Source organism: Sphaerisporangium corydalis (assembly GCF_025506355.1).
Taxonomy (GTDB): domain Bacteria; phylum Actinomycetota; class Actinomycetes; order Streptosporangiales; family Streptosporangiaceae; genus Sphaerisporangium; species Sphaerisporangium corydalis.
In genome coordinates, this window is sequence record NZ_JANZYP010000015.1 from 12,148 (window position 1) to 36,871 (window position 24,724).

The following is a 24,724-nucleotide window of genomic DNA, read 5'->3' on the forward strand; positions in this document are numbered from 1 at the left end:
CGTCGTTATGGCCGCTCTCACGCCGGTGGTCGTCGCAGGGCGGCGTCTATTTCGGGGCGGGTGGGCATGGAGGTGCTGGCGCCCTCGCGCTGGACCGACAGGGCCGCCGCCGTGGTGGCGAAGCGCAGGGCCTCGCCGATGGGGCGGCCTTCGGCACGGGCCACGGCGAGGGCGCCGACGAAGGTGTCCCCCGCCGCCGTGGTGTCGACGGCCTTGACCGGTACGGCGGGCACGCGCAGGCGCTCGCCCCGCCGGACGCCGGAGCGTCCGCCCGAGGGGGTGCCGGGTCGTCCGGGCGAGCGGGAGCCGTACAGGGCACCGCGTTCGCCGAGGGTGATCACCACCTCGGGGACGAGTTCCAGCAGGGCTTCCAAAGCCTCTTCCGGGTCGGCGAGGCCGGTGATCGCCGCGGCCTCGTGCTCGTTGGGGACGATCAGGTCGACGGCGTCGAGCAGCTCGCGGGGCAGATCCTGGACGGGCGCCGGGGTGAGGATCACCGGGACGCCGGCCGCGCGGGCGGCGGCCACGACGGCGTCCATGGGCAGTTCTAGCTGGAGCAGTAGGGCGTCGGAGCGGGAGATGACCGCCAGGTCCGCCTCGGAGACGCCCGTCACGGTGCCGTTGGCGCCGGGCACGACGATGATCGAGTTACCGCCCTGGTCGTCGACGACGATGTGGGCGATGCCCGAGGGGCCTGGCACGGTGCGGAGGCGGCTGACGTCGACGCCCGCCGACTCCAGTGCCTGGCGCATCACGGGCCCGAAGGCGTCGTCCCCGACGGCACCGATGAACGCCACCCCGGGAGCGCGTGGGGTCAATGTCCCGGGTCCTGCGGCGATCCCGGGCGCGGATGTCCCGGGTTGCGCGTCGGGCCCGGGTGTGGATGTCCCGGGGCGCGCGTCGGCCGCGGGGGTGGGTGGAGGTGGGGTGGAGGTGGCGCGGGCGGCGGCGGTGGCCTGGTTGGCGCCCTTGCCGCCGGGGATGGTGGCGAATGCCCGGCCGGTCACCGTCTCGCCGCGCTTGGGGGCCTTGGTCACGTACGCGACCAGGTCCATGTTGGCGCTGCCGAACACCGAGATCATCGTTGGTCCTTCCGCGTGCCCGTCACCCGGAGGACCCTGCGGGGATGAGCGCCAGGGTACGGCGGGTGAGCTCGTCGAAGCCGATGCCGTCGAAGCCGCGCAGGCTGCTGGCCAGCCGGTTCTTCATCGACCATCCGGAGGGTATCCCGGAAGCGCCGAGCAGCCCGCCAGCTATCGATCCGGCGGTCGCGCCCGCCGAGTCGGTGTCCCAGCCTCCGGCGACCGCACCGGCGATCGACGCGGTGAAGTCGCCCCGCGCATGGGTCAGGGCCGCCGCGACGAGGGCCGTGTTGTTGATCGTGTGGACCCAGTGGAGGTCGCCGTGGCGCGCGTACAGCCGGTCCACGACCCGCTCGAAGTCCGGCTCGGCGCGGGCGTCGGCGACGGCGTCTCGTACGGCCTGGGCCAGCCGTGACCCGGCGGGTACGACCGACAGGCCGGCGGTGATGACCTCGTCGACCGAGGAGGCCACCAGGGACCGCGCGCACATGGCGGCGACCATCATGGCGCCGTAGACGCCGTTGGCGGTGTGGCTGAGGCGGGCGTCGCGCCAGGCGTACGCGGCGGCCGTGCGGGCGTCGCCGGGGTTGACCCAGCCGTACACGTCGGCCCTGATGAGGGCGCCGATCCACTCCCGGAACGGGTTGCGCCACGTCGCCGTGCGCGGGGGTTCGATCCCGTCGAGCAGGTTGCGGTACGCCACCCGCTCGGCGGTGAAGACGCGGCCGGCGGGCAGCTCGTCCAGCCATATCGTGGCCACGTCGGCGGTGGTGAAGTCGCGGCCGAAGCGTTCGAGCAGGGACAGGGCGAGGAGCGGGAAGTTGAGGTCGTCGTCCTCGGGGACGCCGTCGATGTTCTCGGCCAGGGAGTTGACGGCGCTACGCCGGTTCCACGGCCAGCGGGCCGCCACCTCGTCCGGCAGGCCGGCGGCGGTGAACCAGCCTCGGATCGGCCAGTTGCCGGTGGCCTCCGCGATCTCCCTGATGCCCTCGCGGGGGATCTTCTCGACCGGCTTGCCGAGCACGCACCCGGCCGCCCGCCCGAGCCACGCGCCGAGCACCCGTTCGCGCAGGTCCTCCCACCCCCTGCCTGCTGTTCGCATGCTTCCCGGAGCGCTCGCCTGGATCGCGGGGAGGTCGGAGGGTTCGGGGAGCGGGGACGGGATGGCGGCCAGTTCGCCGAGCAGTTCGACCGCCAGTGCGCGCGTCTCCGGCGTGGCGGGCTCGGGCGAGGCCCCCGCGCGGGGCGGCGCGTCGTGGCCTCCTGCGGCGTGCCACCGTGCCGCTATGGAGACCACCTCGGCGGCCCGGCCGTCCTCGACGGCCTGACGCAACTCGTGACCGACCAGATCCTCCGCCTGCACCCAGGTCAGCCGCAACAGACGGTCACTCATGCCGGGTTGTCCGTGGGGGTGGGGTGGGTTAGGGAGGTGAAGGCGGATTCGTGGGTGCGGCGGGTGGTGAGGTCGGTGGCGTGGATGCGGCGGGTGAGGTCGGCGATGGTGACGCCGGGGGAGATGAGGTCCATTTTGCTGGCGTGGGCCACCGGGTCCAGCCATTCGGACGGGACGGCCTCGGCGCCCGCGAGGGCGCCGGCGATGGCGCCGCCCATGCTGGCGATGGAGTCGGCGTCGCGGCCGTAGTTCACTCCCCCGAGGACGGTGTCGCGGTAGCCGCCCCCGGCGATCAGCAGGAAGGCGAGCGCCAGCGGTAGTTCCTCGATGCTGTGCAGGCGGCTCGGCCGGCGGGCGCCGAGCCCCTGGTCGCGGTAGGTGTCGGCGACCGTGTCGAACGGGGCGACGGCCTCGCGCAGCGCGGCGAAGGACCCCTGCCAGTGGCCGAGGTCGCGGGCCCGTTCGCAGACGGCCTCGATGGCGGCACGCGTGCCGTCCCTGGCCAGGCGCAGGCAGGTCGCCACCACCGAGTCGGGGGTGGCGCCCGGGCGCATGGCTTCGGCGACGGCGGCGGCCAGCACCCCGGCCGCCTCCCGCCCGTAGCTGGACTGATGGGCGCCCGCCAGGTCGACGGCCTCGGCGTACGCGCCGTCGGGGTTGGCGGCGTTCACGATGCCGACCGGGGCCATGTACATCGCGGCGCCGCAGTTGACGATGTTGCCGACGCCCGCCTCGCGCGGGTCGACGTGGCCGTAGTGCAGGCGCAGGACCAGCCACTTCTCGGCGAGGAAGACGCGGTGCAGCGGCAGCGCCTCGGCCTCCAGCTCCGGGATCCAGCGCTTCTCGCCCATCATCTCGGGTACCAGGTGCTCGGCCGCCGCGTACGCGTCGAGGTGGCCGCCGACCTTCTCGTACACGCGGATGAGCGCGTGCGTCATGAGGGTGTCGTCGGTCACGTGGCCGTCGCCCTTGTGGTACGGCGCGATGGGGCGGGCGTTGCGCCAGTCCTCGAAGTACGGGGGGACGATGCCGGTCACGTACCCGCCGTAGCGGTCGTGGATCTGCTCGGGGGTCCAGCCTTCGGTGGCGCCGCCGAGCGCGTCGCCGACCGCCGCGCCCGCGACGCATCCGACGGCCTTGTCGGTGAGCGGGTCCTCGAAGTGCGTCATGTCAGTCCTTCGGCGATGTCGATGAGGTCGGTGCCGGCCAGGTCGGGGAGGGCGCAGCCGGGCAGGGTGCGGGCGGCGGACCGCCAGGGGGCGGGGAGCGCGGCGGCGCCGGTGAAGGCGCCGGTGAGCGCGCCGGTCAGGGCGGGGGCGGAGTCGGCGAGCGAGGGCAGGCACGCGGCGGCGGGCACGGCGGCGGTGAGCGCGCCGCCGGACACCTCGGCCAGGGCGAGCGCGACCGGCACCGTCTGGGCCGCGGCGACCCCGTAGCTGTACACGTGGTCGACCAGGGCGGCGTCCAGGCCGGGGACCGCCGAGAAGGGGTCGCCCGCGGCCCGGGCCACCGCGAGCGCGGTCCTGGCGGCGTGGCCGATCGCGGTGTCCCCGGGCAGTTCGGCGAGGGCCGCCTGGACGGCCGAGGCCATGGACCCGCCCGCGACGAGCTCGGCGACCGCGGCGGCCATGGCCATCGCCGCGAGGACGCCGTCCCCGGCGTTGGTGACCGTGGCGTCGGCGCGCGGGTCGGCCCCGATCGCGCCGAACGCGACGGCCCGCACGGCCGCGGCGTCGTCGAAGTGGTGCGGGTTGTCGTGCCCGCTGGCGGGGGGCCGTTTGCCGGCCGCCAGGTTGTCCAGCGCGGCGCGCACCGAAATGCGCACCCGCAGGTCGGTGCGCCCGGCGAGCCGGCCGAAGGCCTCGGCCCGGTCGTCCCGGATCGTCAGCGCGGTCCAGGCGAGCCATTCGGCGTCGTCGGATGGGCCGGTGGCCAGCGGTCCTGTGGGCTGGTTCAGGGTGAACGGCACGGGCAGGGTGGTGACCCGGTGCTCTTCGGCGAACCCGTCCAGTTCTCGTTCGAGCCGTCTGCTCCAGGGCGCGAGCAGCGCGGATCGGTGCCGCGCCGACGGCCAGCCCGCGGCGTCGCCGATGGCGAGGCCGACGAAGGCCCCGCGGATCCTGTCCCCCGATGACATCTCCCTCTCCTGTTCCCTCTTATCCCTCTATCCCGCGCATCGGACCCATGAACCCACGCATCAGACCCATGGACCCACGCATCAGGCCCGTGAACCCACGCATCAGGCCCGTGGACTTACGCGTCAGACCCGCGAACCCACGCATGGGACCCGTAAGCCCAGGCGTCGGACCCGTGAACGCCCCGCCGTCACGTCGTGGTCCCGGTGGCGGCCACCAGGTCGGTGGCGACGTCGAGGACGTGACGGCCCGCGACGGCGGGGAGGCAGCGGCCGGTGACCGGGCCGATCTCCCTGACCCACCGCTCCGGTACGGCGGCCTCGCCGTGCCCTGCCCCTGCGAGGGCACCGGCGATGGCCGCGGTCGTGTCGGCGTCCCTGCCGAGGTTGGCGGCCGACACCACCGACTCCTCCACCCGCCCGCCGCCCATCAGGTAGCCCGCGAAGGCCAGGGCGACCGCCTCGGGGGCGAGGTCCGTCCACGGGTAGTGGCGCACGACCACGGCCCGGTACAGCTCGTCGACCGAGTCCGCCGCCACGGCCGCCCGCAGGTTGCGTGCGGTCCAGGAGTCCACGGGGATCGCGGCGATGCCGGCCTCGGCGACCTCGCCGGGCGCGGCGCCGGTCATGGCCACGGCGACGGCGGCCGCGACGGCCTGCCCGCCGTACACCCCTTCGCCGCTGTTGCTCACCGCGCCGTCGACGGCCACCAGCCGGGCCGCCTCGCCGGGGTCGCCGGCGGCGAAGATCCCGTACGGCGCGGCGCGCATGGCCAGGCCGTCGGACCAGCCGTGCTGGTGCCACATCCCCGACAGCGGCGGCTCCAGGCCCCGGCGCAGGGCCTGGACGGCGCCGAGCTCGGAGAACCCGGCGCCGCGCATCGGGCCGTCGATGCGCGGGATGATCTGCTCGCGGTACGCGCGGGCGACGTCCGCCGAGGTCATGGCGGCGCCGTGGGCGCACAGCAGGGACGCGGCGAAGATGGTGTACTCGGTGTCGTCGGTGCCGCCCTGGCCGGGTTCGATCTCAGTGAGCCGTCCCCAGCGCCGGGCGATCTCCTCGGGGGCGAGGTTCTCGGCGGGCCGCCCGAGGGCGTCGCCGGCCGCCAGGCCGAGCAGGCACCCCCGGGCGCGGGTCAGCCTCACTTGCTGTACCGCTCCAGCACCTTGTCGCCCTCGCCGACGAGCGTCGCGGCCACCTGGTCCAGAGTGATCTTGTTCGCGAAGTACTGCTGCAGGGCGGGGGTGGCGACCTTGGTCTTCCACTCGTCGAACCCGTTCACCCGCAGGTAGGGCGCGACCACCAGGTTCTTGGCCGAGGCGGTCGCCACGTCCCAGCCGTTCTCCTTGGTCGTCATGGACGGGTCGCTGGCGGCCTTGGTGCTGGTCGGCAGCAGCCAGTCGCCCCTGGCGAGCTTGGCCTGGTTGGCGCTGCCGAGAAAGTAGGAGATGAACGCCGCCGACTGGTCGGGGTACTTGCTGTCGGCGGCCACCGACAGCGTCTGGGAGGTGGCGCCCTGGTCGGAGCTGGTGCCCTTCAGCGGCGGGATGGTGATCCACTCGAAGCCGGGCGGGGCCTGCTCCACGACCTGCTGGCGCAGGTAGACCCCGGCGGGCAGCAGGGCGTACTTGCCGGCGTAGAAGCCGGGGAGCGGGTCGGCGGTGCCCATGCCGAGCGCGGACGGGTCGGCGGACTTGTCCTTGTAGAGCTGGTCGTGGATCCGCTGGAGGACCTCGCGCTCCTCGGGGCCGACCTTGACCGTCGCCTTGGTGCCGTCGACGGTGAAGAACGTGCCGCCGAAGTTCAGGCCGAGGTTGAGCACCTTGTTGACGGGCGACTTCAGCGGCCACGCCGTCCCGAAGGCGCCGCCCTTGGTGAGCTTCTTGCTGATCTGGGCGAACTCGTCCCAGGTCCACGGGGTCTCGGGGGTCGGGATGCGCACCTTCGCCGCGTCGAGGAGCTTCTTGTTGCCGATGATGACCTGCGACTCCTGCAGGAACGGCACGCCGTACACGCCTTGGCCGCCCTTGCCGTCGCCGAAGGTGACGGTGTCCCAGGCGGGCTGCGGGATGTCGCTCTTCAGCTCAGCGGGCAGCTTCCCGGTGAGGTCCATGAGGTAGCCGCGCGACGCGAAGCCGGCCAGCGCCGGGGAGTCGTCGTGGATGACGTCCGGCGGGTCGCCCCCCTCGAACGAGGTGACGAGCTGGTCGTTGACGTTGTCCCAGCTCCCCTGCACGTATTCGACCTGGGTGCGGGGGTTGGCCTTGTTCCACTCGGCGACGATCTCCTTGTTGGCGGCGATGGACTCCTTCTGCCAGGCCAGGCTCAGGAACTTCAGGGTCACGGGCTCGGCCGGGGTGCCGCCGCCGGTGGCGCCGCCCGACGAGCAGCCGGCCGTCAGCACGGCGACCGCGGCCGCCGCCACCGCGAGTGCGGTTCTGGTACGCAAGTGGATCTCCTTACGGGTGCTACCGCCGTGGCGTCGCCTGGCTCGGCCCGCCGCGTCCGGTCGAAGGGGCATTGCGGGGGTCATCCCTTGACCGCGCCGGCCATGAGGCCCGACCTGAGCCGTCTCTGGATGATCGCGAAGAACACCAGGCTGGGGATCGTGGCGAGGAGCGCCGCCGCCGCCAGCGGTCCGAGGCGCACGACGCCCTCCGCGCCGGTGAACTTCACGAGGGTCAGCGGCAGGGTCGCCATTCCCGGGTCTTTCAGGACGACCAGCGCGAACAGGAACTCGTTCCACGAGGAGACGAAGGCGAACAGCAGGGTGGCGACGACGCCGGGCGCGAGCAGCGGCGCGACGACCTTCACCAGCGAGCGGATCCGGCCCGCGCCGTCCACCGCCGCCGCCTCCTCCAGCTCGCGCGGCACCGAGCGCACGTACCCCTGGAGCATCCACAGCGCGAACGGCAGCGTGAAGGTGACGTGGACGATGGTGAGGCCCGGCAGGGTGTTCACCAGGTCCAGCCGCCGCAGAACCATGAACAGCGGGATGATGATCAGGATGAACGGGAAGACCTGGCTGACCAGCACCCATCCGATCGCGAACCGGTTGACCAGCGAGCGGTGCCTGGCCATGGCGTACGCGGCGGGCAGGGCGAGCACGACGGTCAGCACCGCGCTCGCGACCGCGACCGCCAGGCTGCGCAGCGCGCTGCCGACGATGTCCTGCTCGCCGAACGCGTCGGCGAAGTTGGACAGGACGGGGTGGCGCGGGATCCACGTGGGGGTGAGGCCCGCCATCTCCTGGGAGGTCTTCAGCGCCGTGGACAGCAGCCACACCAGCGGGAATGCCAGGAACACCACGTAGCCCAGCAAAGCGAGGTACTGCAGCGGCCTGCGCATCAGCCCACCTCCCTCATCTGCCGCCACAGGTAGACGCCCAGCACGGCCAGCACGACGATCACGATGGCGACGCCGAGGGTGGCGGCGTACCCGAAGAAGCCGTAGCGGAAGGCCTCCTCGTAGGCGAAGAGCATCGGCAGGCGGGTCTGCCCGCCGGGGCCGCCCTGGGTCAGGACGTAGACCAGGCCGAACTGGTTGATGTTCCAGACGAAGTCCAGGGAGGTGATCGTCACGATGACCGGGCGGAGCTGCGGCAGCGTGATGTTCCAGAAGCGGCGCCAGGTCGAGGCGCCGTCCATGTGGCCGGCCTCGTACAGTTCCTTCGGCACGCCCTGGAGGCCGGCGAGCAGCACGACGGTGGTCTGCGGCATGCCCGTCCAGACGCCGACGACGATCACGGCGGGCAGCGCGACGGAGAAGTCGTTGAGCCAGTCGACGTCGTGGCTCAGCAGGCCGAGGTCGGTCAGGACGCTGTTGAGTATCCCGGCGTTCGGGTGGTAGACCAGCCGCCACATCAGGCCGATGACGACCGGCGGCATGGCCCACGGCACCAGGACCAGCACCCGGGCGAACGCGCGGAACCGCAGGTTCTCGTTGAGCAGCAGCGCCAGCCCGAGCGAGGCGGCGAACTGCAGGACGGTCACCGAGACCGCCCAGATCATGCCGATGCGGAACGACGCCCAGAAGTCCCCGTCGGTCAGCAGGTCGCCGAAGTTGGCCAGGCCCACGAACGAGGTCTCGGCGTTGCGGCCGGACCTGGCGTCGGTGAAGGCGAGGAAGACGCCGTACAGCAGCGGACCGACGCTGAAGACCAGGACCGGCACCAGCGCGGGCAGCATCAGGATGAGCGTCTCGCGCCCCTGGCGGCCGGTCCGAGGTGTGCGGCGGGCGGGGGGCGTCCGGGTCCGTTCGGCGGTGAGGGTCATGGGGTCTCCTCTCCGGTGGTTGAGGCGCGTACCACGAGCCGGGGTTCCACGGTGACCACGCGGGGCGCGCGGCGGCCGTTGTCCAGCCGGTCGAGCAGCAGCTCGGCGGCGGCGCGCCCGCGCTCGGCCGAGCCCATCGAGACGCTGGTCAGCGCGGGCCAGGCGATCGTGGCGAGGTCGGTGTCGTCCATGCCGGCGACCGCGACGTCCTGCGGCACCCGCCGGCCGGCCCGCCGCAGGACGTCGAGCGCCCCGAGCGCGATCAGGTCGTTGGCGCACAGCAGCGCGTCCAGGTCCGGCTCCCGTTCGAGCAGCCGGGCCACCGCGCGGGCGCCGTCGGTGCGGTAGAAGTCGCCGACCTCGACGAGGGAGGGGTCGTACGGCAGGCCGAGCGCGGGCAGCGCCTCGGCGTAGGCGGCCGAGCGTGCGGCGCCGGGGACGGTGTCCACCGGGCCGTTGACGAAGCCGATCCGCCGGCGGCCCAGGGCGTGCAGGTGGCCGACGGCCAGGCGCACGCCCTTTCGGGAGTCGGTGCGCACGTTGTCCACCGGGGTGCCCTCGGGCACCGAGCCGATGATCACGATCGGCGCGCGGGCCGCGGCGAACATGTTCAGGTGCTCGGCGGTCACCCGTAGCGGCACCATGATCAGCCCGTCGATGTACCGCTCCCCCAGGCCGCGCAGCACGTCGATCTCGTCGGCCTCGTCCACGTTGGTGGAGTGCAGGACGAGCCGGTAGCCGGCCGCCTTGAACAGCGGCTGGATCTCGCGGATCATCGCCAGGTACACCGGGTTGCCGATGTCGGCCATCGCGAAGCCGAGCTGGTTGCTGCGCCGCGACTTCAGCGACCTGGCGGCCGAGTTCGGGACGTAGCCGAGCTCGCGGGCGGCGCTCATCACGCGGCGCTCGGTGTCGGCCTTGGTGGGCAGGCCGTTGAGCACGCGGGACACCGAGGCGATGGACACTCCGGCGCGCTGGGCGATCGTCGTGATCGTCGGCCCGTCGCTCATGTGTCACCTCGGTACTCGGGGGCGTACGGTAAACGTTTACAGTTGGGGATGGCGGGTTTCTGTAAACGTTTACTGGATGAGGGAATGTAACACGCACGACACATCCAGCGTCAAGTCACGATGCGGTAAAACACCCCAAAAACGGGACCGGTCAGGGTCGTGTCGGGCGTTCCTGACGGGCGTGCTCGCGCCTGAGGTCGTCCGCGTCAGTGCGAGTGGGGGGCGACCAGCGGCGGGTGATCCCTGAGCCAGGCCAGGCGCTCGCGGCTCTCGTCGTCCATGGGCGTGTAGACGACCATGCGGGTCTCCGGCGGCGAGGAGAGCGCCATGCTCGTGGAGGTGACGCGTATCGGGCCCAGCGTCGAGGGCTGGAAGATCTTCATTCGCGTGCCGGGCCTGGCGACCTCGTGGTCGGCCCACATCTTCGCGAAGCTCGGGCTCGCCGCCGACAGCCTGCGGACGAAGTCCACCCAGGACGGCTCGCCGAGGTGGCGGACGAACGCGGCGCGCAGCGTGGCCACCATCAGGGGCTTCTCGATGTCCTGGTTCCGCACGGGATTGCAGCACTCCGGGCACGTGAAGCACTGCCAGATGGCGTTGCGCTCCGGCGGGGGCCCCGACACCAGGACCGAGAAGAGCGAGGCGTACGCGTCGTTCCACGCGAGCAGGTCGTACCGGCTGTTGTAGACGCAGGCGGGCAACGGGTCGAGGTTGTTCAGGATCGTGCGCACCTCGGGCTCCAGCGCGCCGCAGGACCCGTCCTGCGGCGCCTCGGGCACGTCGGCCAGCCGGTACAGGTGCTCGCGCTCGGCCGCGTCGAGCTTGAGCGTGCGCGCGATGGAGTTCAGCACCTGCACGCTCGCGTTGATCCGCCGGCCCTGCTCCAGCCAGGTGTACCAGGTGACGCCGACCCCCGCGAGCTGGGCCACCTCCTCCCGCCGCAACCCCGGCGTGCGGCGGCGAAGGCCCGGCGGCAGCCCCACCTGGGCGGGCGTCAGGCGCTCCCGGCGGCTACGGAGGAAGGCCGCGAGCTCGTCCCGTCTGGGCGCCGTCGTGGTCACCCGTCCATACTGACGGAGGCCGGGCGGCCGTGCCAGGTGGTGCTGGTACCAGGATCAGCAGGCTCTCGTTACCCGTATCCGATGGCCGCCACCCTTGGTGGCATGACCTCCGCAGCAACACTCTCCCCCGCCGGCCGGCGGGCCCGGCCGGACCGGCGGAGCCCTGGATGGGTGCTCGCCGTCATCCTCGCCGGCCAGTTCATGGCGATCCTGGACGTGTCGATCGTCAACGTCGCCGCCCCCACGATACGCACCGACCTCGGCACGTCAGGCTCGGGCCTGCAGCTGATCATCTCGGGTTACACGATCGCGTACGCCATGCTGCTCATCACCGGCGCCCGGCTGGGCGGGCTGTCCGGCCCGCGCCGGCTGTTCCTGCTCGGGCTGGCCCTGTTCACCGCCGCGTCGCTGGCCTGCGGGCTCGCCGGGTCGGAGGGCCTGCTCATCGCGTTCCGCCTGGTCCAGGGCGCCGGCGCCGCGCTCATGGTGCCCCAGGTGCTCAGCATCATCCAGCTCCAGTTCGAGGGCGTCTCCCGGGCCAAGGCGCTCGGCGCCTACTCGGCCGTCCTCGCGGGCGCGATCGTCGTGGGCCAGGTGCTCGGCGGCGTGCTGGTCTCCGCCGACCTGTTCGGCACCGGCTGGCGCCCGGTCTTCCTGGTCAACGTGCCCATCGGCCTGGCCCTGCTGGTCGTCGGCTCGCGGCTGCTGCCCGCCGACCACGTCCGCCGCGAGCAGGGGGTCGACCTGCCGGGACTGGTCATCCTGTCGGTGGCGGTGTCCCTGCTGGTGGTCCCGCTGGTCCTCGGGCACGAGCAGGGCTGGCCGGCGTGGGGCTGGTGGTCGATGGCGGCCAGCGTCGTGCTCATCGGCGCCTTCGTCCTCGTGGAGCGCCGCGCCCGCCACCCCCTGATCCCCGGACGCCTGCTGCGCGCCCCCGGCCTGGTCCCCGCCGCTCTCGCGATCTTCGGGGCGATGACCACCTGGGGCGGGTTCCTGTTCACCCTCGGCCTGTACCTGCAGGGCGGGCTCGGGGACGGGCCGCTGCGCGCCGGCCTGACCTTCGTCCCCGGCGCGGCGGGCTTCGCGATCGCCAGCCTGAACTGGCGGCGCCTGCCCGCGCGGCTGCACCGCAAGATGATCCTCGCCGGGTACGTCCTGGCGGCCCTCGGCTACCTCGGCATCTCGATCGCCCTCGGGAGCGGCGGTCGGGGCGAGCCGATGCTGGAGATCCTCCTCCTGCTGACCGGGCTCGGCCTCGGGGCGGCGTACAGCCCGCTGTTCACCGTCGCGCTCGCGGGCGTGGCCCCCGAGGACGCGCCGGACGCCAGCGGGCTGATGAGCATGACGCTCCAGCTCGGGCAGGTGGTCGGGGTGGCGACGTTCGGCTCTCTGTTCCTGAGCCTGCTGCCCTCGTCCGACGCGATCGGGGTCACCGACCTCGGGCTCGCGGCCCTCGCCCTGGCGGCGGGCGCGTGCACCCTGCCGCTGCTCCGCAAGGGCGGCCGGGGCTAGACCGTGCGGCGCCAGACGTCCATGGCGAGCACCGGGCGCATCCCGACGGACAGGTACAGATCCAGCGCGGGCGAGGTGTTGTTGGTGTCCACGTGCAGGTAGGTGCCGGCCCGGCCCCGGCGCTCGTCGGCGGCGAAGGCGTGTCTCAGCAGCAGGCGGCCGAGGCCCCGGCCCCGGTACTCCGGCAGGACCGACAGGATGCGGACGTAACCGCAGTTCTCGTCGTCGGCGAACATGTCGCTCCCGAGCAGCATCGCCGCCGGCCGCCCGTCCACCTCGGCGAGCAGGAGCTGCGACCAGTCGTGGGTGCTCGCGGACTCGAAGTCCTCCCTCCACTGGTCGTACTCCTTCGGGACGAACCCGAAGTGCTCGGCGAAGCCCACCTGGTGGATCCGGTGGGCGGCCCGCGTCAGCTCCTCCGACCCGGCCGCCTGGCGGACCTCGACTCCCGGCAGGGAGCCGGGGTCCACCCCGGCGTGGTCGGCCCTCAGCCGGTGGAAGCCGGTTGCGGCTTTGAAGCCGTGCTCCTCGGCCAGCGCGCGCTTGGCGTCGTCCTGCCGGTAGATCGTGATGTCGGCCCGGGCGTGCGGGTGACCGGCCTCCGTGGCCAGCTCCCGTGCGCGCCGCAGCACCGTGTCCCACAGCCAGGCGCTTACGGCGGCGTCCCGGGCGTACACGTCGACGTCGACGTTGTCGCTCGTGCCGTGGCGCTGGGCCAGACCCCAGCCCACCGGGCCCGCGTTTCCGCCTCCGTCGCCCCCATCCGCGGCCTCATCCCCCGCGTCCCCCGGTCTCGCGTACACCAGCCAGCCGTCCCTGGTGAGGTCGAACCCCGGCTCGGCGAGCCAGTCGGCCACGTCGGCCTCGGTCATGTCGGGGTGGCCGAGGACCTCGGCGTCGCAGGCGGACACCAGCCCGTAGATCGCCGGGACGTCCCCGGGGACCGGCCGCCGGACGTCGTAGGGGGTCCCGAGCGCGATGTCGTCGTTATTGTGGTTCGTGGTCACCCCTCCGTTCTAGCCGCTCGCACTTGCGGCCCGCTGAGCGGGGACTTGGATCGCGTGCCGCCCGGCGCGCGACGTCCACCATGGCGCACGGCCGATCGGGAGACATCGATGGAACTGCGGGAATTCTTCGAGCACCTGTCCGGGGCCCAGCGGGTGTACGGGGAGCCGTACGAGAAGGACGGTGTCACGATCATCCCGGCGGTCTCGGTCCGCGCCGGGGGCGGGTTCGGCAGGGGCGACGACAAGGGCGAGTACCCGAGCGGCGTCGGCGGGGGCGGCGGCGCCATCGCCCGCCCGGCGGGCGCGTACGTCATCAGGGACGGCGAGGTGACCTGGAAGCCCGCCCTCGACGTCGACCGCATCGTGCTCGGCGGGCAGATCCTGGTCGGCCTGGTCCTCATCGCCTACGCGCGGTCGCTGAAGCGCGGGTAGCCGCCGCCCCCCGCACAGGTATCGCCTATCGGGCGATGCGCGTCCGGCGGATGCCGCGCAAATGCCGCACGCGGGTGCGGCGGGCGAGCCGGTTCGGGCGCCCGGGGACGGCACTAAGGTAGGCCAACATGGCCCGCACCCGCCTCTACCGCAATGGCGTCCTGGAAGCCGAAGGGTTCCCGATCGCCGATGTCTCCGAGCACATCCAGGACCCGTCGGCGACCGTGTGGTTCGACCTGCTGGCCCCCTCCCCCGAGAAGCTCGCCGTCATCAGCGAGGAGCTCGGGCTGCACCCGCTGGCCATCGAGGACGTGCTCCACCCGCACCAGCGACCCAAGCTCGACGTCTACGAGAGCCACCTGTTCCTCACCGTGTACGCGGTGCGGATGGGCAAGGGCGCCGGGCCGCTCGACCTGACCGAGGTGTCGGTCTTCGTGACCAAGAACGCCCTGGTCACCGTCAGGACGGACGACACCTGCGACATCGACGCCGTGGTGGCCCGGTGGGACGCCAGCCCCGGGCTCGCCAAGCACGGTGTGTCGTTCCTGCTGCACTCCCTGCTCGACTACGTCGTGGACGGCCACTTCGACGTGGCGCAGACGCTGGACGACCAGGTGGAGGAGCTGGAGGACCAGCTCTTCACCGAGCACCCGGGCGACGGCAGGACCATGCAGCGGCAGATGTTCGACCTGCGGCGGACCACGGTGCGGTTCCGCCGGGTGGTGGTGCCGATGCGCGAGGTCGTGAACACCCTCATCCGCCGGGACCTGGGCGTGGTCGAGCAGGACATGGGGCCCTACTACCAGGACGTCTACGACCACGTGCTGCGGGTCTCCGAATGGACCGAGTCGCTGCGCGAGCTGGTGGGCAACGTCTACGAGACCCACCTGAACCTGCAGGGCTTCCGCATGAACGACATCATGAAGCAGGTGACGAGCTGGGCGGCCATCATCGCCGTGCCCACCTTGATCACCGGCTTCTACGGGCAGAACATCCCCTTCCCCGGCTTCTCCCAGTCGTTCGGCTTCTGGACCTCCAGCCTGCTGATCCTGGTGGCCTCGTCGATCCTCTACCTCGTGTTCCGCAAGAAGGACTGGATCTGACGCCACGGCCCGGGGCGGGCCGGCCCGTGCGGGTGCTCGATCTGGCCCGGCGGCCCGGGAAGGGCCGGCCCGTGACCCCGCGGCCTGTGACCCCGCGGCCCGTGACCCCGCGGCCCGGGACAGGTCAGCCCGTGCAGGTGCTGGAGCCGCCGAGGCTCACCATGGCCGCGTAGACGTCCTCGGGGCGCATGGGCGGCTCGGACAGCGGGCGGGCGCGGCCGGCGCGGAAGGCGTCGAGCATCAGGCCGAGATGGCGGCGCCAGGCCGTCGGGCAGACGGCGGCGGTGGCCTCGCTGATGCGGGAGTGGCCCCAGATGACCAGCGCGAGGTCCTCGGCCGTGATGTCGGGCCGCACCGCACCCGCTTTCTGCGCGCGCTCGACGATCTGGCGGCTCAGCTCGTTGATGCGTCCCTGGGTGTGCTCCATGCACGCCGCGTGGGGGAAGCGCATGGAGGCCAGGTCGTTGAACCCCCGGTCGTGCGCCTGCAGCTCGCAGAGTTGTTCCAGGTAGAAGGCGAACGCCTCCCACGGGTCGTCCATGGACAGGGCGTGTTCGGCCCGCTGGAGCCAGGTGCTCAGCTTGTCGACGAAGATCGCCTCGACGAGGTCCATGCGGGTGGGGAAGTTGCGGTACAGGGTGCCGATGGCGACGCCGGCCTGCCGGGCGATCTGCTCCAGCGGGGCGTCCAGCCCGTCGGACGCGAAGATCGTCCGGGCGGCGGCGACCAGGGCGTCACGGTTGCGTTGCGCGTCGCGGCGCAGGGGCCGCTGGCTTGTGGCGATCGTGGGCTCGTCGGACGGCATACGGCCAGTGTAACTAACTTGAGGGCCGCCTCGACTTCTGTGCTACGCTCGCGGATCGAGATGCCCCTCCAGCTCCTGGCGCGTGCTCCGCACCAGGTCAGAGCCATCTTGAATCTCATCTGGTGGCGATGGCCGGGCCCGCCTGATGGGCACCCTCCTGTTGTGCCCGGCCTTCGAAGGAGACCCCGTGAACGTCGCCCTGGGGGTGCTTCAGATCGTGCTCGCCCTCGCCTTCCTGATGGCCGGCCTCCTGAAGTCCACGCAGCCCAAGGAGAAGCTGGTCACCAACATGGCCTGGGCGGAGGACTTCTCCCCCGGCACCCTGAAGACCATCGGCGTGCTGGAGATCCTCGCCGCCCTCGGCCTGGTCCTGCCCGGCCTCACCGGCATCGCCACCGTGCTGACCCCGCTGGCCGCCACCGGACTGGCCATCGTGATGGTCGGCGCGATCGTCGTCCACGCCCGCCGCCACGAGACGCAGGGCGTCATCATCAATGTGGTACTCCTCCTCCTCTCCGCCCTCATAGCCTGGGCCCGCTTCGGCCCCTACCACTACTGACCCCTCTCCCTTCAAGCCGTTGAGAGCGTATTTCTCACGAAATGGGTGAGGGAAGACACCAGCTTTAATCGGCCCACCCGTTGAACAGTGTCGCGGAAACCGAGTCCTGCCCACCCCGTCGAACAGTGGCACGGAAACCGAGTCCTGCCCACCCAGCACTCGCAACCCACCACCGCCCAACCACCAGCGGCTCTACTCCCCTACCCTCCGTGACCTGCACAAATGGCGCCGACACGGCGAGACGAGGTACGGGCGAAACCGGCGCCATGTACGGTGACTGACCGGTAATCGCTTGCTGCGAACCCTTCAACCCGCTGAGGGTATATTTCTCACGGGAAATGGATGAGGGAAGACACCGGATTTAGTTAGCCCACCCGTTGAACAGTGTCGTGGGAACCGAGTTCTGCCCACCCAGCACTCGCAAACTCATAACCGGCTACCACTGGCGTGAACCGACCCCTAGGACTAAACGGCCCCCGGCCAGGGGAGGTCACCGGCTACTGACTGCCGCCTCCCGTTCCTTCTGGACCGACGTAACAGGTGCCGACGTAACAGGTGCCGAAGTTACAGGTGCCGAGGAGCCGGGCCTTCTTACTTACCGGCTTACTTACCGGCCCCTCGGGCTACCTACCGGCCACGGGGTTGTACAGATCGGCGCCGACGCGGTGGGAAGGGGTACGGCGAAGTCGGCGCTATATGCGGTGGTCGACCGACAAACGCGTGCTCAGGGCCGAACCAGGCCGCTAGGCCCAAGAAATCGCCCGAGCCGAAGGCGAGGTCCATTGTCAGACGCCGACATCGCTCACATCAGCGACCGCCGGCAGAGGACACCGCCGCCCACGGCTGTTGGGGTCAGCCGGGGTGGCCTCGGCCGTCTTGGATGGCGTTCCATTCCTCGTCGGACACCGGTGGGGTGCCGAGGGCCTGGGCCGCTTCGTCGAGGTCCGCACGTGACAGATGCCAGCAGTGCATCAGACCCTCGGCACGCCTTCGCTGACGCTCGCTCTCCACGATGACGGCAACGGCCGCGCGCACCCGTGCCACCGTCGTGCGGTTGACCCTGCACCGGTCCGGACCGTCCTTGTGGGCGCCGTTGACGCGGATCATCGATTCTCCTTGGTGATGCTCCACGCGGGGTCCGTCGCCGCGGCGCCGCTCACGGCCACGTCCGGGCCAGGAGGTTCGTCCACGGCCACCTCCGGGCTCGGAGGTTCGTCCACGGCCATCTCGCGAGGGGTACGTGACGTTTTCGGCTTCTTGGAGGACGTTCCTCTCGGGGCGGGGACGGGTTTCGCCGGGGGGACCTGGCGGAGTTCGGCGTAGCGGTCGGCGATACGGCGGGCCGCCGTCACCGGGTCGTCGACCGGGCTGAAGCTGTAGGTCCTCCGGCGGGTGGTCTCCGAGACGCCGCCCGACCACCAGAAGCAGGCGCCGTCCGTCCAGGCCACAAGGTCGAGCCATACGCTCACCAGCGCGAGACCACGGCCTTCGTGGACCTGGGTCGGGATCCCGTGATGTTCCAGCGTCCGGCTCAACCGGTGAGCGGCCCGCGCGGCAGGATGCCGGTACACCCGCTCATCGGCGACCATGACGGCCATCCCCGCGAACAAGAGGCAAGCTCATGGCTTGAACCGTAGGAAGATCTGTAAAAAATAGGCAAGAAAGTTTCTTGCAGTTGCTCCAACTCACTTTTTTCAGGTCACACACCGACATGGCAGGAAATGACCTTCAATTTGGGTGTCTAGCCGGATAAATGCAGGTCAGGCGGCCATCACATCGGCGGCCCGTCTCCTGGTCCCGCCCGTCGCGCTCCGCGAGCGTGAGACGCCTTGGATCGACACGTGGTGGGCGGAGAGGCGAGCGGGGAGCTGAACGGGGCGTCGAGGGCTCAGGCCAGGGGCCGACTCGCGGCCGAGCTGGCCACGTACTCCGATGGGGCGGCGAATGATAATTGTTGCTTTGGCGCAGGTCATGAGGATTTCTCATGGAATTTGTGACCGCTGAGTCCGCCATCCCATGGGCGGGCGAGGCGGGCGGAACGTGGAGTCCGTGACCCAGGCGTCAGGTGGCTCAGGATCGGGCAGGTCGGGCAGGGCCGGGCTGGTGGGGCACGGTGTGCGGAACCTTTCGGCTCAGGCAGCGGTAACCGACCCGTGGAAACCGCACACGAACCCGTGACCGCGCCCGGAACCGTGACCTCGACCGAACCCGCGACCGCGAGCCGTACCCGGTTGGTGCGTCCCCGCCGACCGCGGGGACGGTCGCTCGTCCTCCTGGCCCTTGTCGTCGGCGTCTGGGTCGCCTCCTCGGGCTGTTCGCCGGACCCTGGGTCCTCCGCGAACGCGCCAAGCGGCCGACCAACCGGGGCGCGGGCGAGCGGGGGCGAACCCGAGCAGGCGGGGTGTGCGGTCACGCGGGTCTCTGATCGGGCGGCCGGTCCGCCGCGCGAGGTGCTCCGGCAGGCGCCCGGTCAGGACCAGTGGTTCGGCCGGGACGACCTGTGGGTGTCGCTTCCCGTCGCCCAGTACGAGATCACGCCCGACGGGCGCGGCTACGGTCTGAAGATCGGCTGGTGGCGGCTGGCCGAGGGCCGGCTGAAGCTGAGCGCGACAAGGATCGGCGAAAGGGGGACGGCGGTCACCGAGGTGCCGTCCGGGTACGCGCCGACGGGGTTGCAGCCCACCGGAGTGACGTTCCCCAAGCCGGGCTGCTGGCGCGTCACCGGCACGCTCAACGACACCAAGGTCGGATTCGTGCTGCGGGTCCATTAGGCGGAGCGGAAAGAAGTGCTGCGGGTCTGTTAGGCGGAGCGGAAAGAACAGGGGCAAGGCCGGGCGAAAGTGGGTTGCGCTCCCGCCGCGGCGACGCGATGATCACACCGGCCGCGGGGGAATTCGCCTATGGCGTCAGGGGGATCGTGAAGGATGACGACCTGCCGGTCGAGGCCGGGCCGGACCGGGGGCCGCTGAGCGGGAGTCCCGTTCGCGTCATGGTCGCCGTCAGCACGGTCCTCGGCGCCGTGGGGCTGCTCGTGACGTTCTGGTTCCTCGATGTGGCCGGGTTCGACGTCCTGCGCGAGCGGGCGCCGGCGCTGGACGCCATGCTCCTCGAGGGGAACCGTTACAACGCCTACGACTTCGGCAAGGCGACCTCGGACATCGGGTACATAGTGCTCTCCTACGGTTCGCCCGACCTGGCGACGTTCGCGTTCTCCAGCCTGCTCGATCAGACGCCGTTCGCCTACCCGCCGAACGTCACGTTCGTGTCGTTCGTCCTGGTCGTGATCCTGATGCTGATCACCCTCGTGGAGGGGGCGGGGCACCGGCCGGGCATCGGCAGGCTGGTGTTCCTCACCCTGTCCGGCATCGGGGTCTCCGCCTCGCTGTGCACGTTCGCGACCGAGCTGGTGACCGCGTCCGGGGACGGGCCGGAGGGGCGGCACACCGGGTACCAGTTCGCCGTGTCGATCTTCTCCCTGGCGCTGGCCCTGACGCTGGCCGGCTGCCTGGCGCGCCTGCCGGGGGTGACCGAGCAGGTCCGGAGGGTCGCGGCCGAGGTGGCCGGCCGGTCAAGGAACTCCGTGCTCCCGTACGGCGTCCCCCGCATGCTCCCGAACGCGCCCGCCGCGACGGTCGCGGTCGTGGACTCGGCGCTGCTGGCGGCGGTCGTCCTGGCCGCGCTCGCGGGCACCACGACGCTGCGGGACGCCGTCAACGGGACCGGCGCGGTGGGCCGCTACCTCTCCTCGGTCACGGAGGAATCGGTGCGTATCAGGATCGGCCGCCCCGCCGTACTCGGGAACGTCACCTGGCAGGCGGACGTGGCCCTGTTCCTGGTCTTCCTGGTGATCCTCGCCGCCTCGCTCCTGTGGCTGCTCGGGACGCTGCCCGCGCGGTCGCCGGCCCTGCCGGTGCTGGCGGCCTGTCTGTGCTGCGCGACGGTGGCGGCGCTCGCGACCGCCTGCCTGCGGTACGGGTTGTTCGAGGTCTCCGGCGTCAACCCGTGGGGGCCGCTGTACACGCGCGTGGTCCCGCAGGCGATGCGGTCGGGCGTCCTGTACGGACTGGTGATCGGTCTGGTGGCCGCACTCCGGCACCGCCGGGCCCGGGCGTGATGCGTGATTCCCTGGGCGGGCCAGGGCACCGAACCGGGATATTGAACACCTCAACGCCAGACCGGGACACCAGACGCGGACGGTGCGGATGAACGGCCGGAGCAGCAACAGGAAGCCGCGCGACGCCCATGCCGTCACGCCGCCGGCCAAGGGCCGGCTGAGGGCGCTCGCGCGCAAGCCCGCCGCCTGGGTGGGCGCGATCGTGCTGGGCGCGCTCGCCGTGCAGCTCACCGACGCCTCGTCGGGCGTCATCGAGAGCTGGCTCCCGGTGGCCGACCTGGTGGACAAGCTGTCCTCGGGAGGCCCCGTGCGGGCCGTGGCCCTGGAAGGGGCGCCGGGCCCGAGCTGGTGGGTGCTGCCGCGCTCCGGCGTCGACCCGGCGGAGATCACGTTCAAGGGGCTCGGCGACTACTCGACGTTGAACAGGCTGGGCGCGGCCGACGTCAGCAGGACGTTCTCCTCGCTGATCCTCACGGGGAACCGGCACCGGCCGGTGAGCGTCGAGAACATCCTGATCTCGGTGAAGAGGTGCGCCGCCCCGCTCGACGGCGACCTGATGGAGCACGGGTACCAGGGAGGGGCCGAGGAGAAGATCTATCTGAGCGCCGACCTTGACGCGCGGAACCCCGTCCTGGTGGACAACTCGGGGAAGCCCTACTTCACCGGCCCGAAGGCGCGCAGGCTCGTCCTTGCGAAGGACGCCTCCCAGTCGTTGCTGCTGAACGTGACGACGACGCGGAGGTACTGCGAGTGGACCATCATCGTGGAGTACTTCGCCGACGGTGAGCCGCACCGCCTGGAGGTCATGAACCGCGGGGGCCGGCCGTTCCGCACGAGCGCGGTCCTTCCCAAGGGCCGCGCGTACACGGGGACCGTGCTGGTCACCGACCCGTCGCTGTCGGCGTACATGAAGACACCGCTGAAGCGGTACTGCGCGGACCCCCTGGCCGCGACCTCCGAGATCTGCTCGCGGCGCCCCCAGCTCAAATGACCGGGCCGCACCCGGGCGTCACCGGCCGGCGGGCGTCGCGGGTCAGCGCGTGTTCCGGCTCAGCCGGTGGGCGGGGTGAACGGGGAGCCGTGGCCGGGGATGATCAGGGCGGGGCGCAGCTCCAGCAGGCGGCGGCGCGAGGTCATGAGCTCGCTGAGGTCCTCGGCGAGCGGGTCCTCGTCCGGGCCGTCCGCGGTCCACCACAGGTGCGTCGCGGCCACCAGCCCGTCGCCGGTCTCGGCCAAAGTTGTGATGTCCTGCCAGGTATGCCCGGGGGTCCGCATCAGGCGCACCGACGGCGAGAGCGCGAACCCGTCGGCGTCGCGGTCCTCCCAGACGTCGTCGTGGTAGATCGCCCAGTGGTCGTGGAAACGCGCGTGGGAGAACAGCGCGGCGTTCAGGGTGTGGTCGGGGTGGTGGTGGGAGAACACCACGTCGGTCACGTCCTCGGGCGCGAGACCGAAGCCCTTGATGGGGTCCAGGATGAGCCGCCGGTCGGCCACCATGCCGGGGTCCACGACGGCGACCAGATCGCCGTCGAGCAGCAGCGTCACCGTGCCGGCCACCCGATCCCCGATGTACCCCTCGGCCAGGACATGGACGGTCGCGGTCACGGTGTGCCCCTTCTCAGCGGTGGCTCGCGGGCGGATGTGCCGTCCGTCCCTGAGCCGGGTGACGTTCTCGTTGTAGCACCTCAGGGGCCACGAGCCGAGATGCCATGCCGTCGGCGCCCCGGCGAGCGGCCGTTTGTGTCACCGGCCGGGGAGGGGGTTACGCCAGGACCGATTTCCGCCAGCGCGGCGCCGTGGCACGACGCGAGGATGGGTCCATGACGAACTTCGTGGCGACGGCCATCGACCCCGACACCCTTGCCCAGCTGCGTGTGCGCGACGACGCCGGGCTCACGCCCAGGGTGACCGTGTACGACGAGGGAGGCGAGCCGATGCGGTGCTGCCTGCGTTACAGCAATGCGGGCGAGCGGATGGCCCTGGTCTCGTACGCGCCGCTGCGCCGGTGGGCGGCGCGCACCGGCGCCGAGCCGGGCCCGTACGAGGAGCTCGGCCCGGTGTTCGTGCACGCCGAACCGTGTGGCGGGCCTGAGGGGACGGGGTTCCCTATCGGTATGGGCGGCGAGCGGCGCGTGTTCCGCGCGTACGACAAGAGCGGCGCCATCCTCGGCGGCCGGCTGGTGGACCGGCACGCGAGCAAGGACGCCGCCGCGTCTGAGGCGGTCCTGGCCGAGCAGTTCGCCGACCCGGCCGTGGCGATGGTGCACGTGCGTTGCGTGGAGTTCGGCTGCTTCCTGTTCGAGGTCCACCACGCCTGACCTCCAAGCCTGATCGCCCCGGGTCCCCCGTCTACGGAGGGCCCGGCGGCGTGATGGGATGTGCTGCGGGAGGTATGGACATGGACTACGTCAGGCTTGGTTCAACCGGTATGAGGGTGTCCCGGATCTGCCTTGGGATGATGAGCTACGGCGACCCGTCCAAGGGGCCGGACTGGGTGCTCGACGCGGAGGGCGGCGAGCCGCTCGTGCGCCGGGCCGCCGACGCGGGCATCACCTTCTTCGACACCGCCGACACCTACTCGGTCGGCGCCAGCGAGGAGGTCACCGGACGGCTGCTCCGTGAGATCTTCCCCCGCCGCGAGGACTACGTGCTCGCCACCAAGGTCTTCTTCCCCGTCGAACAGGCGACCAACGACAGGGGGCTGTCACGTAAGCACATCCACGCGGCCATCGACGCCTCGCTCACACGCCTGGGCACCGACTACGTGGACCTCTACCAGATCCACCGCTGGGACGACCACACGCCCATCGAGGAGACGATGCAGGCACTGAACGACGTCGTGCGTTCCGGCAAGGCGCGCTACCTCGGCGCCTCCTCCATGTTCGCGTGGCAGTTCGCCAAGGCCCAGCACGTCGCCGAGGTCAACGGCTGGACGAAGTTCGTGTCGATGCAGAACCACTACAACCTGCTCTACCGGGAGGAGGAGCGGGAGATGATCCCGCTCTGCCTGGACCAGGGTGTGGGGCTGATCCCGTGGAGCCCGCTGGCGCGCGGCCTGGTGGCCAGGGCCGGCTCGCCGGACCTGGCGACGACCCGAGGGGACGCGGACGGCCGCATCGAGGAGCTGTACGGCGGGCCGAGCGACGGCGCGGTCCTCGACCGGGTCGCCGAGGTCGCCACCGGGCGCGGCGTCTCCCCGGCCCAGGTGGGCCTGGCCTGGCTGCTCGCCCAGCCCGGCGTCACCGCCCCGATCATCGGCGCCACCAAGGACCTCCACGTGGACGACGCCGTCGCCGCCGAGGCCCTCACCCTGACCGACAAGGAACTCACCTCCCTCGCCGAGCCCTACCAGGACCGCCCCATAGCCCACTGACCCCGCCCCGTGAACGCGCCCCGGCCCGCCGTGCTCCGCGGCGGGCCGTTCCTTTTCCCGATCTCGCCGGTCAGGGCCCGTTCCTCCGATCGCGTCACCCCAGACCTTCACATGACTTAGAGTTGTCGAGTGTTTACCTTGCGCGATCGCGAGGTGGGTCCGCCCGCCGGCCGCCCTCGCTCGCTCACGGAGAGGACTTAGCCTGTGACCATGACCATCGAGTTCGATCAGCACCGGACCGGTCGTCCCTGGACGCGGGAGGACACCCGGGATCTGCCGGACGGATTCCGATACGAGATCGAGGATGGAAACCTCATCGTGATGAACTCCCCCTCCCCCGGGCACCAGTTCGTGGCGAACCGGCTGATGCGCGTCCTCGATGACGCGGCGGAGGTGGCCGGGCTCGATCTGGTGGCGGTGGGGCCGGTGGACGTGGCCGTTCCGGGGGCTCGTGGCGGGTATCGCAGCCCGGACGTCGCCGTGATCGCCGGCGAGCTCACGGAGGGCGGGTACGAACTGCTCCTCGGCGGTGACATCCTCCTGGCGGTCGAGATCACCGGGAAGGACGCCATCACACGGGACCTGATCACCAAATGCCGCGTGTACGCGGACATCGGCATTCCGTTCTACTGGGTCGTGCGCATCGACGAGCCGGAGCCGAAGGTCGTCATGTTCGAGCTCGACGGCCGCGAGTACACGGAGGCGCGGACGGTGGGAGCGGGAGAGTCGGCGACGGTCACCGAACCCTTTCCCGTCACCATCGAGCCCCTTGCCCTGACGCGCCGTCCCCGGGCGTAGATCGTCTCTGTCGCGGCCCGGTTCCGTAACGGTGCGGCGGGGGGTGGGGGAGGTCCGTAAGCTTGGG

The 24,724-nt window shown here is 71.4% G+C and carries 25 protein-coding genes; 10 read left to right on the top strand and 15 right to left on the bottom strand.

Features of this window, described 5'->3' with window-relative positions; genetic code table 11:
* Window positions 1-17: 17 nt before the first annotated feature.
* The 10 genes from NYZ98_RS13140 to NYZ98_RS13185 form a co-directional block, all read right to left on the bottom strand.
* Entirely contained in the window at window positions 18-1,082 is a 1,065-nt protein-coding gene (locus NYZ98_RS13140; protein WP_262843012.1) for a ribokinase, read from the bottom strand.
* Window positions 1,083-1,104: 22 nt separating this feature from the next.
* Window positions 1,105-2,475, bottom strand: coding sequence for an ADP-ribosylglycohydrolase family protein (locus NYZ98_RS13145; protein WP_262843013.1), 1,371 nt, complete (start codon window positions 2,473-2,475; stop codon window positions 1,105-1,107).
* Window positions 2,472-3,644: an ADP-ribosylglycohydrolase family protein gene (locus tag NYZ98_RS13150; protein WP_262843014.1), complete on the bottom strand. Its 1,173-nt coding sequence runs from the start codon at window positions 3,642-3,644 to the stop codon at window positions 2,472-2,474. The genes NYZ98_RS13145 and NYZ98_RS13150 overlap by 4 nt, the downstream gene beginning before the upstream one ends.
* The gene (locus tag NYZ98_RS13155; RefSeq protein ID WP_262843015.1) at window positions 3,641-4,612 is read right to left on the bottom strand and encodes an ADP-ribosylglycohydrolase family protein; all 972 of its coding nucleotides are present in this window, start codon (window positions 4,610-4,612) and stop codon (window positions 3,641-3,643) included. Before NYZ98_RS13155 ends, NYZ98_RS13150 begins: the two co-directional genes overlap by 4 nt.
* Before the next feature lie 188 nt (window positions 4,613-4,800).
* Window positions 4,801-5,754, bottom strand: a complete 954-nt coding sequence (locus NYZ98_RS13160) for an ADP-ribosylglycohydrolase family protein (protein ID WP_262843016.1) — start codon at window positions 5,752-5,754, stop codon at window positions 4,801-4,803.
* Entirely contained in the window at window positions 5,751-7,058 is a 1,308-nt protein-coding gene (locus tag NYZ98_RS13165) for an ABC transporter substrate-binding protein (protein WP_262843017.1), read from the bottom strand. The genes NYZ98_RS13160 and NYZ98_RS13165 overlap by 4 nt, the downstream gene beginning before the upstream one ends.
* An 80-nt stretch (window positions 7,059-7,138) precedes the next feature.
* On the bottom strand, window positions 7,139-7,957 hold the full coding sequence (locus tag NYZ98_RS13170) for a carbohydrate ABC transporter permease (protein WP_262843018.1): 819 nt from the start codon (window positions 7,955-7,957) through the stop codon (window positions 7,139-7,141).
* A complete protein-coding gene (locus NYZ98_RS13175; protein ID WP_262843019.1) occupies window positions 7,957-8,883 on the bottom strand; it encodes a carbohydrate ABC transporter permease in 927 nt (308 codons plus the stop codon). The genes NYZ98_RS13170 and NYZ98_RS13175 overlap by 1 nt, the downstream gene beginning before the upstream one ends.
* The gene (locus tag NYZ98_RS13180; RefSeq protein WP_262843020.1) at window positions 8,880-9,893 is read right to left on the bottom strand and encodes a LacI family DNA-binding transcriptional regulator; all 1,014 of its coding nucleotides are present in this window, start codon (window positions 9,891-9,893) and stop codon (window positions 8,880-8,882) included. The genes NYZ98_RS13175 and NYZ98_RS13180 overlap by 4 nt, the downstream gene beginning before the upstream one ends.
* 206 nt (window positions 9,894-10,099) lie before the next feature.
* Entirely contained in the window at window positions 10,100-10,954 is an 855-nt protein-coding gene (locus NYZ98_RS13185) for a helix-turn-helix transcriptional regulator (RefSeq protein ID WP_262843021.1), read from the bottom strand.
* A 102-nt stretch (window positions 10,955-11,056) separates the two neighbouring features.
* On the opposite strand from NYZ98_RS13185, the gene NYZ98_RS13190 reads away from it, so the two are divergent.
* Window positions 11,057-12,466 carry an MFS transporter gene (locus NYZ98_RS13190; RefSeq protein ID WP_262843022.1) on the top strand — a complete coding sequence of 470 codons (1,410 nt, stop codon included), beginning with the start codon at window positions 11,057-11,059 and terminating at the stop codon, window positions 12,464-12,466.
* On the opposite strand, the gene NYZ98_RS13195 is transcribed toward NYZ98_RS13190, so the two are convergent.
* On the bottom strand, window positions 12,463-13,473 hold the full coding sequence (locus NYZ98_RS13195; RefSeq protein ID WP_262843023.1) for a GNAT family N-acetyltransferase: 1,011 nt from the start codon (window positions 13,471-13,473) through the stop codon (window positions 12,463-12,465). The two genes, NYZ98_RS13190 and NYZ98_RS13195, sit on opposite strands and share 4 nt — an antisense overlap.
* Window positions 13,474-13,581: 108 nt before the next feature.
* Between NYZ98_RS13195 and NYZ98_RS13200 the strand changes: the two genes are divergently transcribed.
* On the top strand, window positions 13,582-13,905 hold the full coding sequence (locus NYZ98_RS13200; protein ID WP_262843024.1) for a spore germination protein GerW family protein: 324 nt from the start codon (window positions 13,582-13,584) through the stop codon (window positions 13,903-13,905).
* 128 nt (window positions 13,906-14,033) lie between these two features.
* Window positions 14,034-15,008 carry a magnesium transporter CorA family protein gene (locus tag NYZ98_RS13205; RefSeq protein ID WP_262843025.1) on the top strand — a complete coding sequence of 325 codons (975 nt, stop codon included), beginning with the start codon at window positions 14,034-14,036 and terminating at the stop codon, window positions 15,006-15,008.
* A 124-nt stretch (window positions 15,009-15,132) separates the two neighbouring features.
* On the opposite strand, the gene NYZ98_RS13210 is transcribed toward NYZ98_RS13205, so the two are convergent.
* Window positions 15,133-15,813: a TetR/AcrR family transcriptional regulator gene (locus NYZ98_RS13210; protein WP_262843026.1), complete on the bottom strand. Its 681-nt coding sequence runs from the start codon at window positions 15,811-15,813 to the stop codon at window positions 15,133-15,135.
* Window positions 15,814-16,000: 187 nt separating this feature from the next.
* Here NYZ98_RS13210 and NYZ98_RS13215 point away from each other — a divergent pair, with 187 nt between their 5' ends.
* Entirely contained in the window at window positions 16,001-16,372 is a 372-nt protein-coding gene (locus tag NYZ98_RS13215; protein WP_262843027.1) for a DoxX family protein, read from the top strand.
* 852 nt (window positions 16,373-17,224) lie between these two features.
* Here NYZ98_RS13215 and NYZ98_RS13220 read toward each other — a convergent pair.
* Together NYZ98_RS13220 and NYZ98_RS13225 are read right to left on the bottom strand one after the other, a co-directional pair.
* Window positions 17,225-17,479, bottom strand: a complete 255-nt coding sequence (locus NYZ98_RS13220; protein ID WP_262843028.1) for a hypothetical protein — start codon at window positions 17,477-17,479, stop codon at window positions 17,225-17,227.
* Window positions 17,476-17,961 carry a hypothetical protein gene (locus tag NYZ98_RS13225; RefSeq protein ID WP_262843029.1) on the bottom strand — a complete coding sequence of 162 codons (486 nt, stop codon included), beginning with the start codon at window positions 17,959-17,961 and terminating at the stop codon, window positions 17,476-17,478. Before NYZ98_RS13225 ends, NYZ98_RS13220 begins: the two co-directional genes overlap by 4 nt.
* Before the next feature lie 861 nt (window positions 17,962-18,822).
* Here NYZ98_RS13225 and NYZ98_RS13230 point away from each other — a divergent pair.
* The 3 genes from NYZ98_RS13230 to NYZ98_RS13240 all read left to right on the top strand — a co-directional run bounded on the left by NYZ98_RS13230 (window position 18,823) and on the right by NYZ98_RS13240 (window position 21,477).
* Window positions 18,823-19,143 (top strand): hypothetical protein, encoded by a 321-nt coding sequence (locus tag NYZ98_RS13230; RefSeq protein WP_262843030.1) that lies wholly within the window; start codon window positions 18,823-18,825, stop codon window positions 19,141-19,143.
* Window positions 19,144-19,289: 146 nt separating this feature from the next.
* The gene (locus NYZ98_RS13235) at window positions 19,290-20,486 is read left to right on the top strand and encodes a hypothetical protein (protein WP_262843031.1); all 1,197 of its coding nucleotides are present in this window, start codon (window positions 19,290-19,292) and stop codon (window positions 20,484-20,486) included.
* 88 nt (window positions 20,487-20,574) lie between these two features.
* A complete protein-coding gene (locus tag NYZ98_RS13240) occupies window positions 20,575-21,477 on the top strand; it encodes a hypothetical protein (protein WP_262843032.1) in 903 nt (300 codons plus the stop codon).
* Window positions 21,478-21,536: 59 nt separating this feature from the next.
* Here NYZ98_RS13240 and NYZ98_RS13245 read toward each other — a convergent pair whose 3' ends face one another.
* Window positions 21,537-22,091: an MBL fold metallo-hydrolase gene (locus NYZ98_RS13245; protein WP_262843033.1), complete on the bottom strand. Its 555-nt coding sequence runs from the start codon at window positions 22,089-22,091 to the stop codon at window positions 21,537-21,539.
* Between the two features lie 215 nt (window positions 22,092-22,306).
* Here NYZ98_RS13245 and NYZ98_RS13250 point away from each other — a divergent pair, with 215 nt between their 5' ends.
* From NYZ98_RS13250 to NYZ98_RS13260, 3 genes are all read left to right on the top strand, one after another.
* Window positions 22,307-22,804, top strand: a complete 498-nt coding sequence (locus tag NYZ98_RS13250) for a DUF1203 domain-containing protein (protein WP_262843034.1) — start codon at window positions 22,307-22,309, stop codon at window positions 22,802-22,804.
* 80 nt (window positions 22,805-22,884) lie between these two features.
* Window positions 22,885-23,859, top strand: a complete 975-nt coding sequence (locus tag NYZ98_RS13255) for an aldo/keto reductase (RefSeq protein ID WP_262843035.1) — start codon at window positions 22,885-22,887, stop codon at window positions 23,857-23,859.
* Between the two features lie 210 nt (window positions 23,860-24,069).
* Window positions 24,070-24,657: a Uma2 family endonuclease gene (locus tag NYZ98_RS13260; RefSeq protein ID WP_262843036.1), complete on the top strand. Its 588-nt coding sequence runs from the start codon at window positions 24,070-24,072 to the stop codon at window positions 24,655-24,657.
* Window positions 24,658-24,724: the final 67 nt, after the last annotated feature.

Bases quoted from the DNA above. Each gene is read 5' to 3' on its own strand.
- NYZ98_RS13140 (WP_262843012.1), bottom strand. From the start codon at position 1,082: ATGATCTCGGTGTTCGGCAGCGCCAACATGGACCTGGTCGCGTACGTG.
- NYZ98_RS13145 (WP_262843013.1), bottom strand. From the start codon at position 2,475: ATGAGTGACCGTCTGTTGCGGCTGACCTGGGTGCAGGCGGAGGATCTG.
- NYZ98_RS13150 (WP_262843014.1), bottom strand. From the start codon at position 3,644: ATGACGCACTTCGAGGACCCGCTCACCGACAAGGCCGTCGGATGCGTC.
- NYZ98_RS13155 (WP_262843015.1), bottom strand. From the start codon at position 4,612: ATGTCATCGGGGGACAGGATCCGCGGGGCCTTCGTCGGCCTCGCCATC.
- NYZ98_RS13170 (WP_262843018.1), bottom strand. From the start codon at position 7,957: ATGCGCAGGCCGCTGCAGTACCTCGCTTTGCTGGGCTACGTGGTGTTC.
- NYZ98_RS13175 (WP_262843019.1), bottom strand. From the start codon at position 8,883: ATGACCCTCACCGCCGAACGGACCCGGACGCCCCCCGCCCGCCGCACA.
- NYZ98_RS13180 (WP_262843020.1), bottom strand. From the start codon at position 9,893: ATGAGCGACGGGCCGACGATCACGACGATCGCCCAGCGCGCCGGAGTG.
- NYZ98_RS13190 (WP_262843022.1), top strand. From the start codon at position 11,057: ATGACCTCCGCAGCAACACTCTCCCCCGCCGGCCGGCGGGCCCGGCCG.
- NYZ98_RS13200 (WP_262843024.1), top strand. From the start codon at position 13,582: ATGGAACTGCGGGAATTCTTCGAGCACCTGTCCGGGGCCCAGCGGGTG.
- NYZ98_RS13205 (WP_262843025.1), top strand. From the start codon at position 14,034: ATGGCCCGCACCCGCCTCTACCGCAATGGCGTCCTGGAAGCCGAAGGG.
- NYZ98_RS13210 (WP_262843026.1), bottom strand. From the start codon at position 15,813: ATGCCGTCCGACGAGCCCACGATCGCCACAAGCCAGCGGCCCCTGCGC.
- NYZ98_RS13220 (WP_262843028.1), bottom strand. From the start codon at position 17,479: ATGATCCGCGTCAACGGCGCCCACAAGGACGGTCCGGACCGGTGCAGG.
- NYZ98_RS13225 (WP_262843029.1), bottom strand. From the start codon at position 17,961: ATGGTCGCCGATGAGCGGGTGTACCGGCATCCTGCCGCGCGGGCCGCT.
- NYZ98_RS13240 (WP_262843032.1), top strand. From the start codon at position 20,575: ATGAACGGCCGGAGCAGCAACAGGAAGCCGCGCGACGCCCATGCCGTC.
- NYZ98_RS13250 (WP_262843034.1), top strand. From the start codon at position 22,307: ATGACGAACTTCGTGGCGACGGCCATCGACCCCGACACCCTTGCCCAG.
- NYZ98_RS13255 (WP_262843035.1), top strand. From the start codon at position 22,885: ATGGACTACGTCAGGCTTGGTTCAACCGGTATGAGGGTGTCCCGGATC.
- NYZ98_RS13260 (WP_262843036.1), top strand. From the start codon at position 24,070: ATGACCATCGAGTTCGATCAGCACCGGACCGGTCGTCCCTGGACGCGG.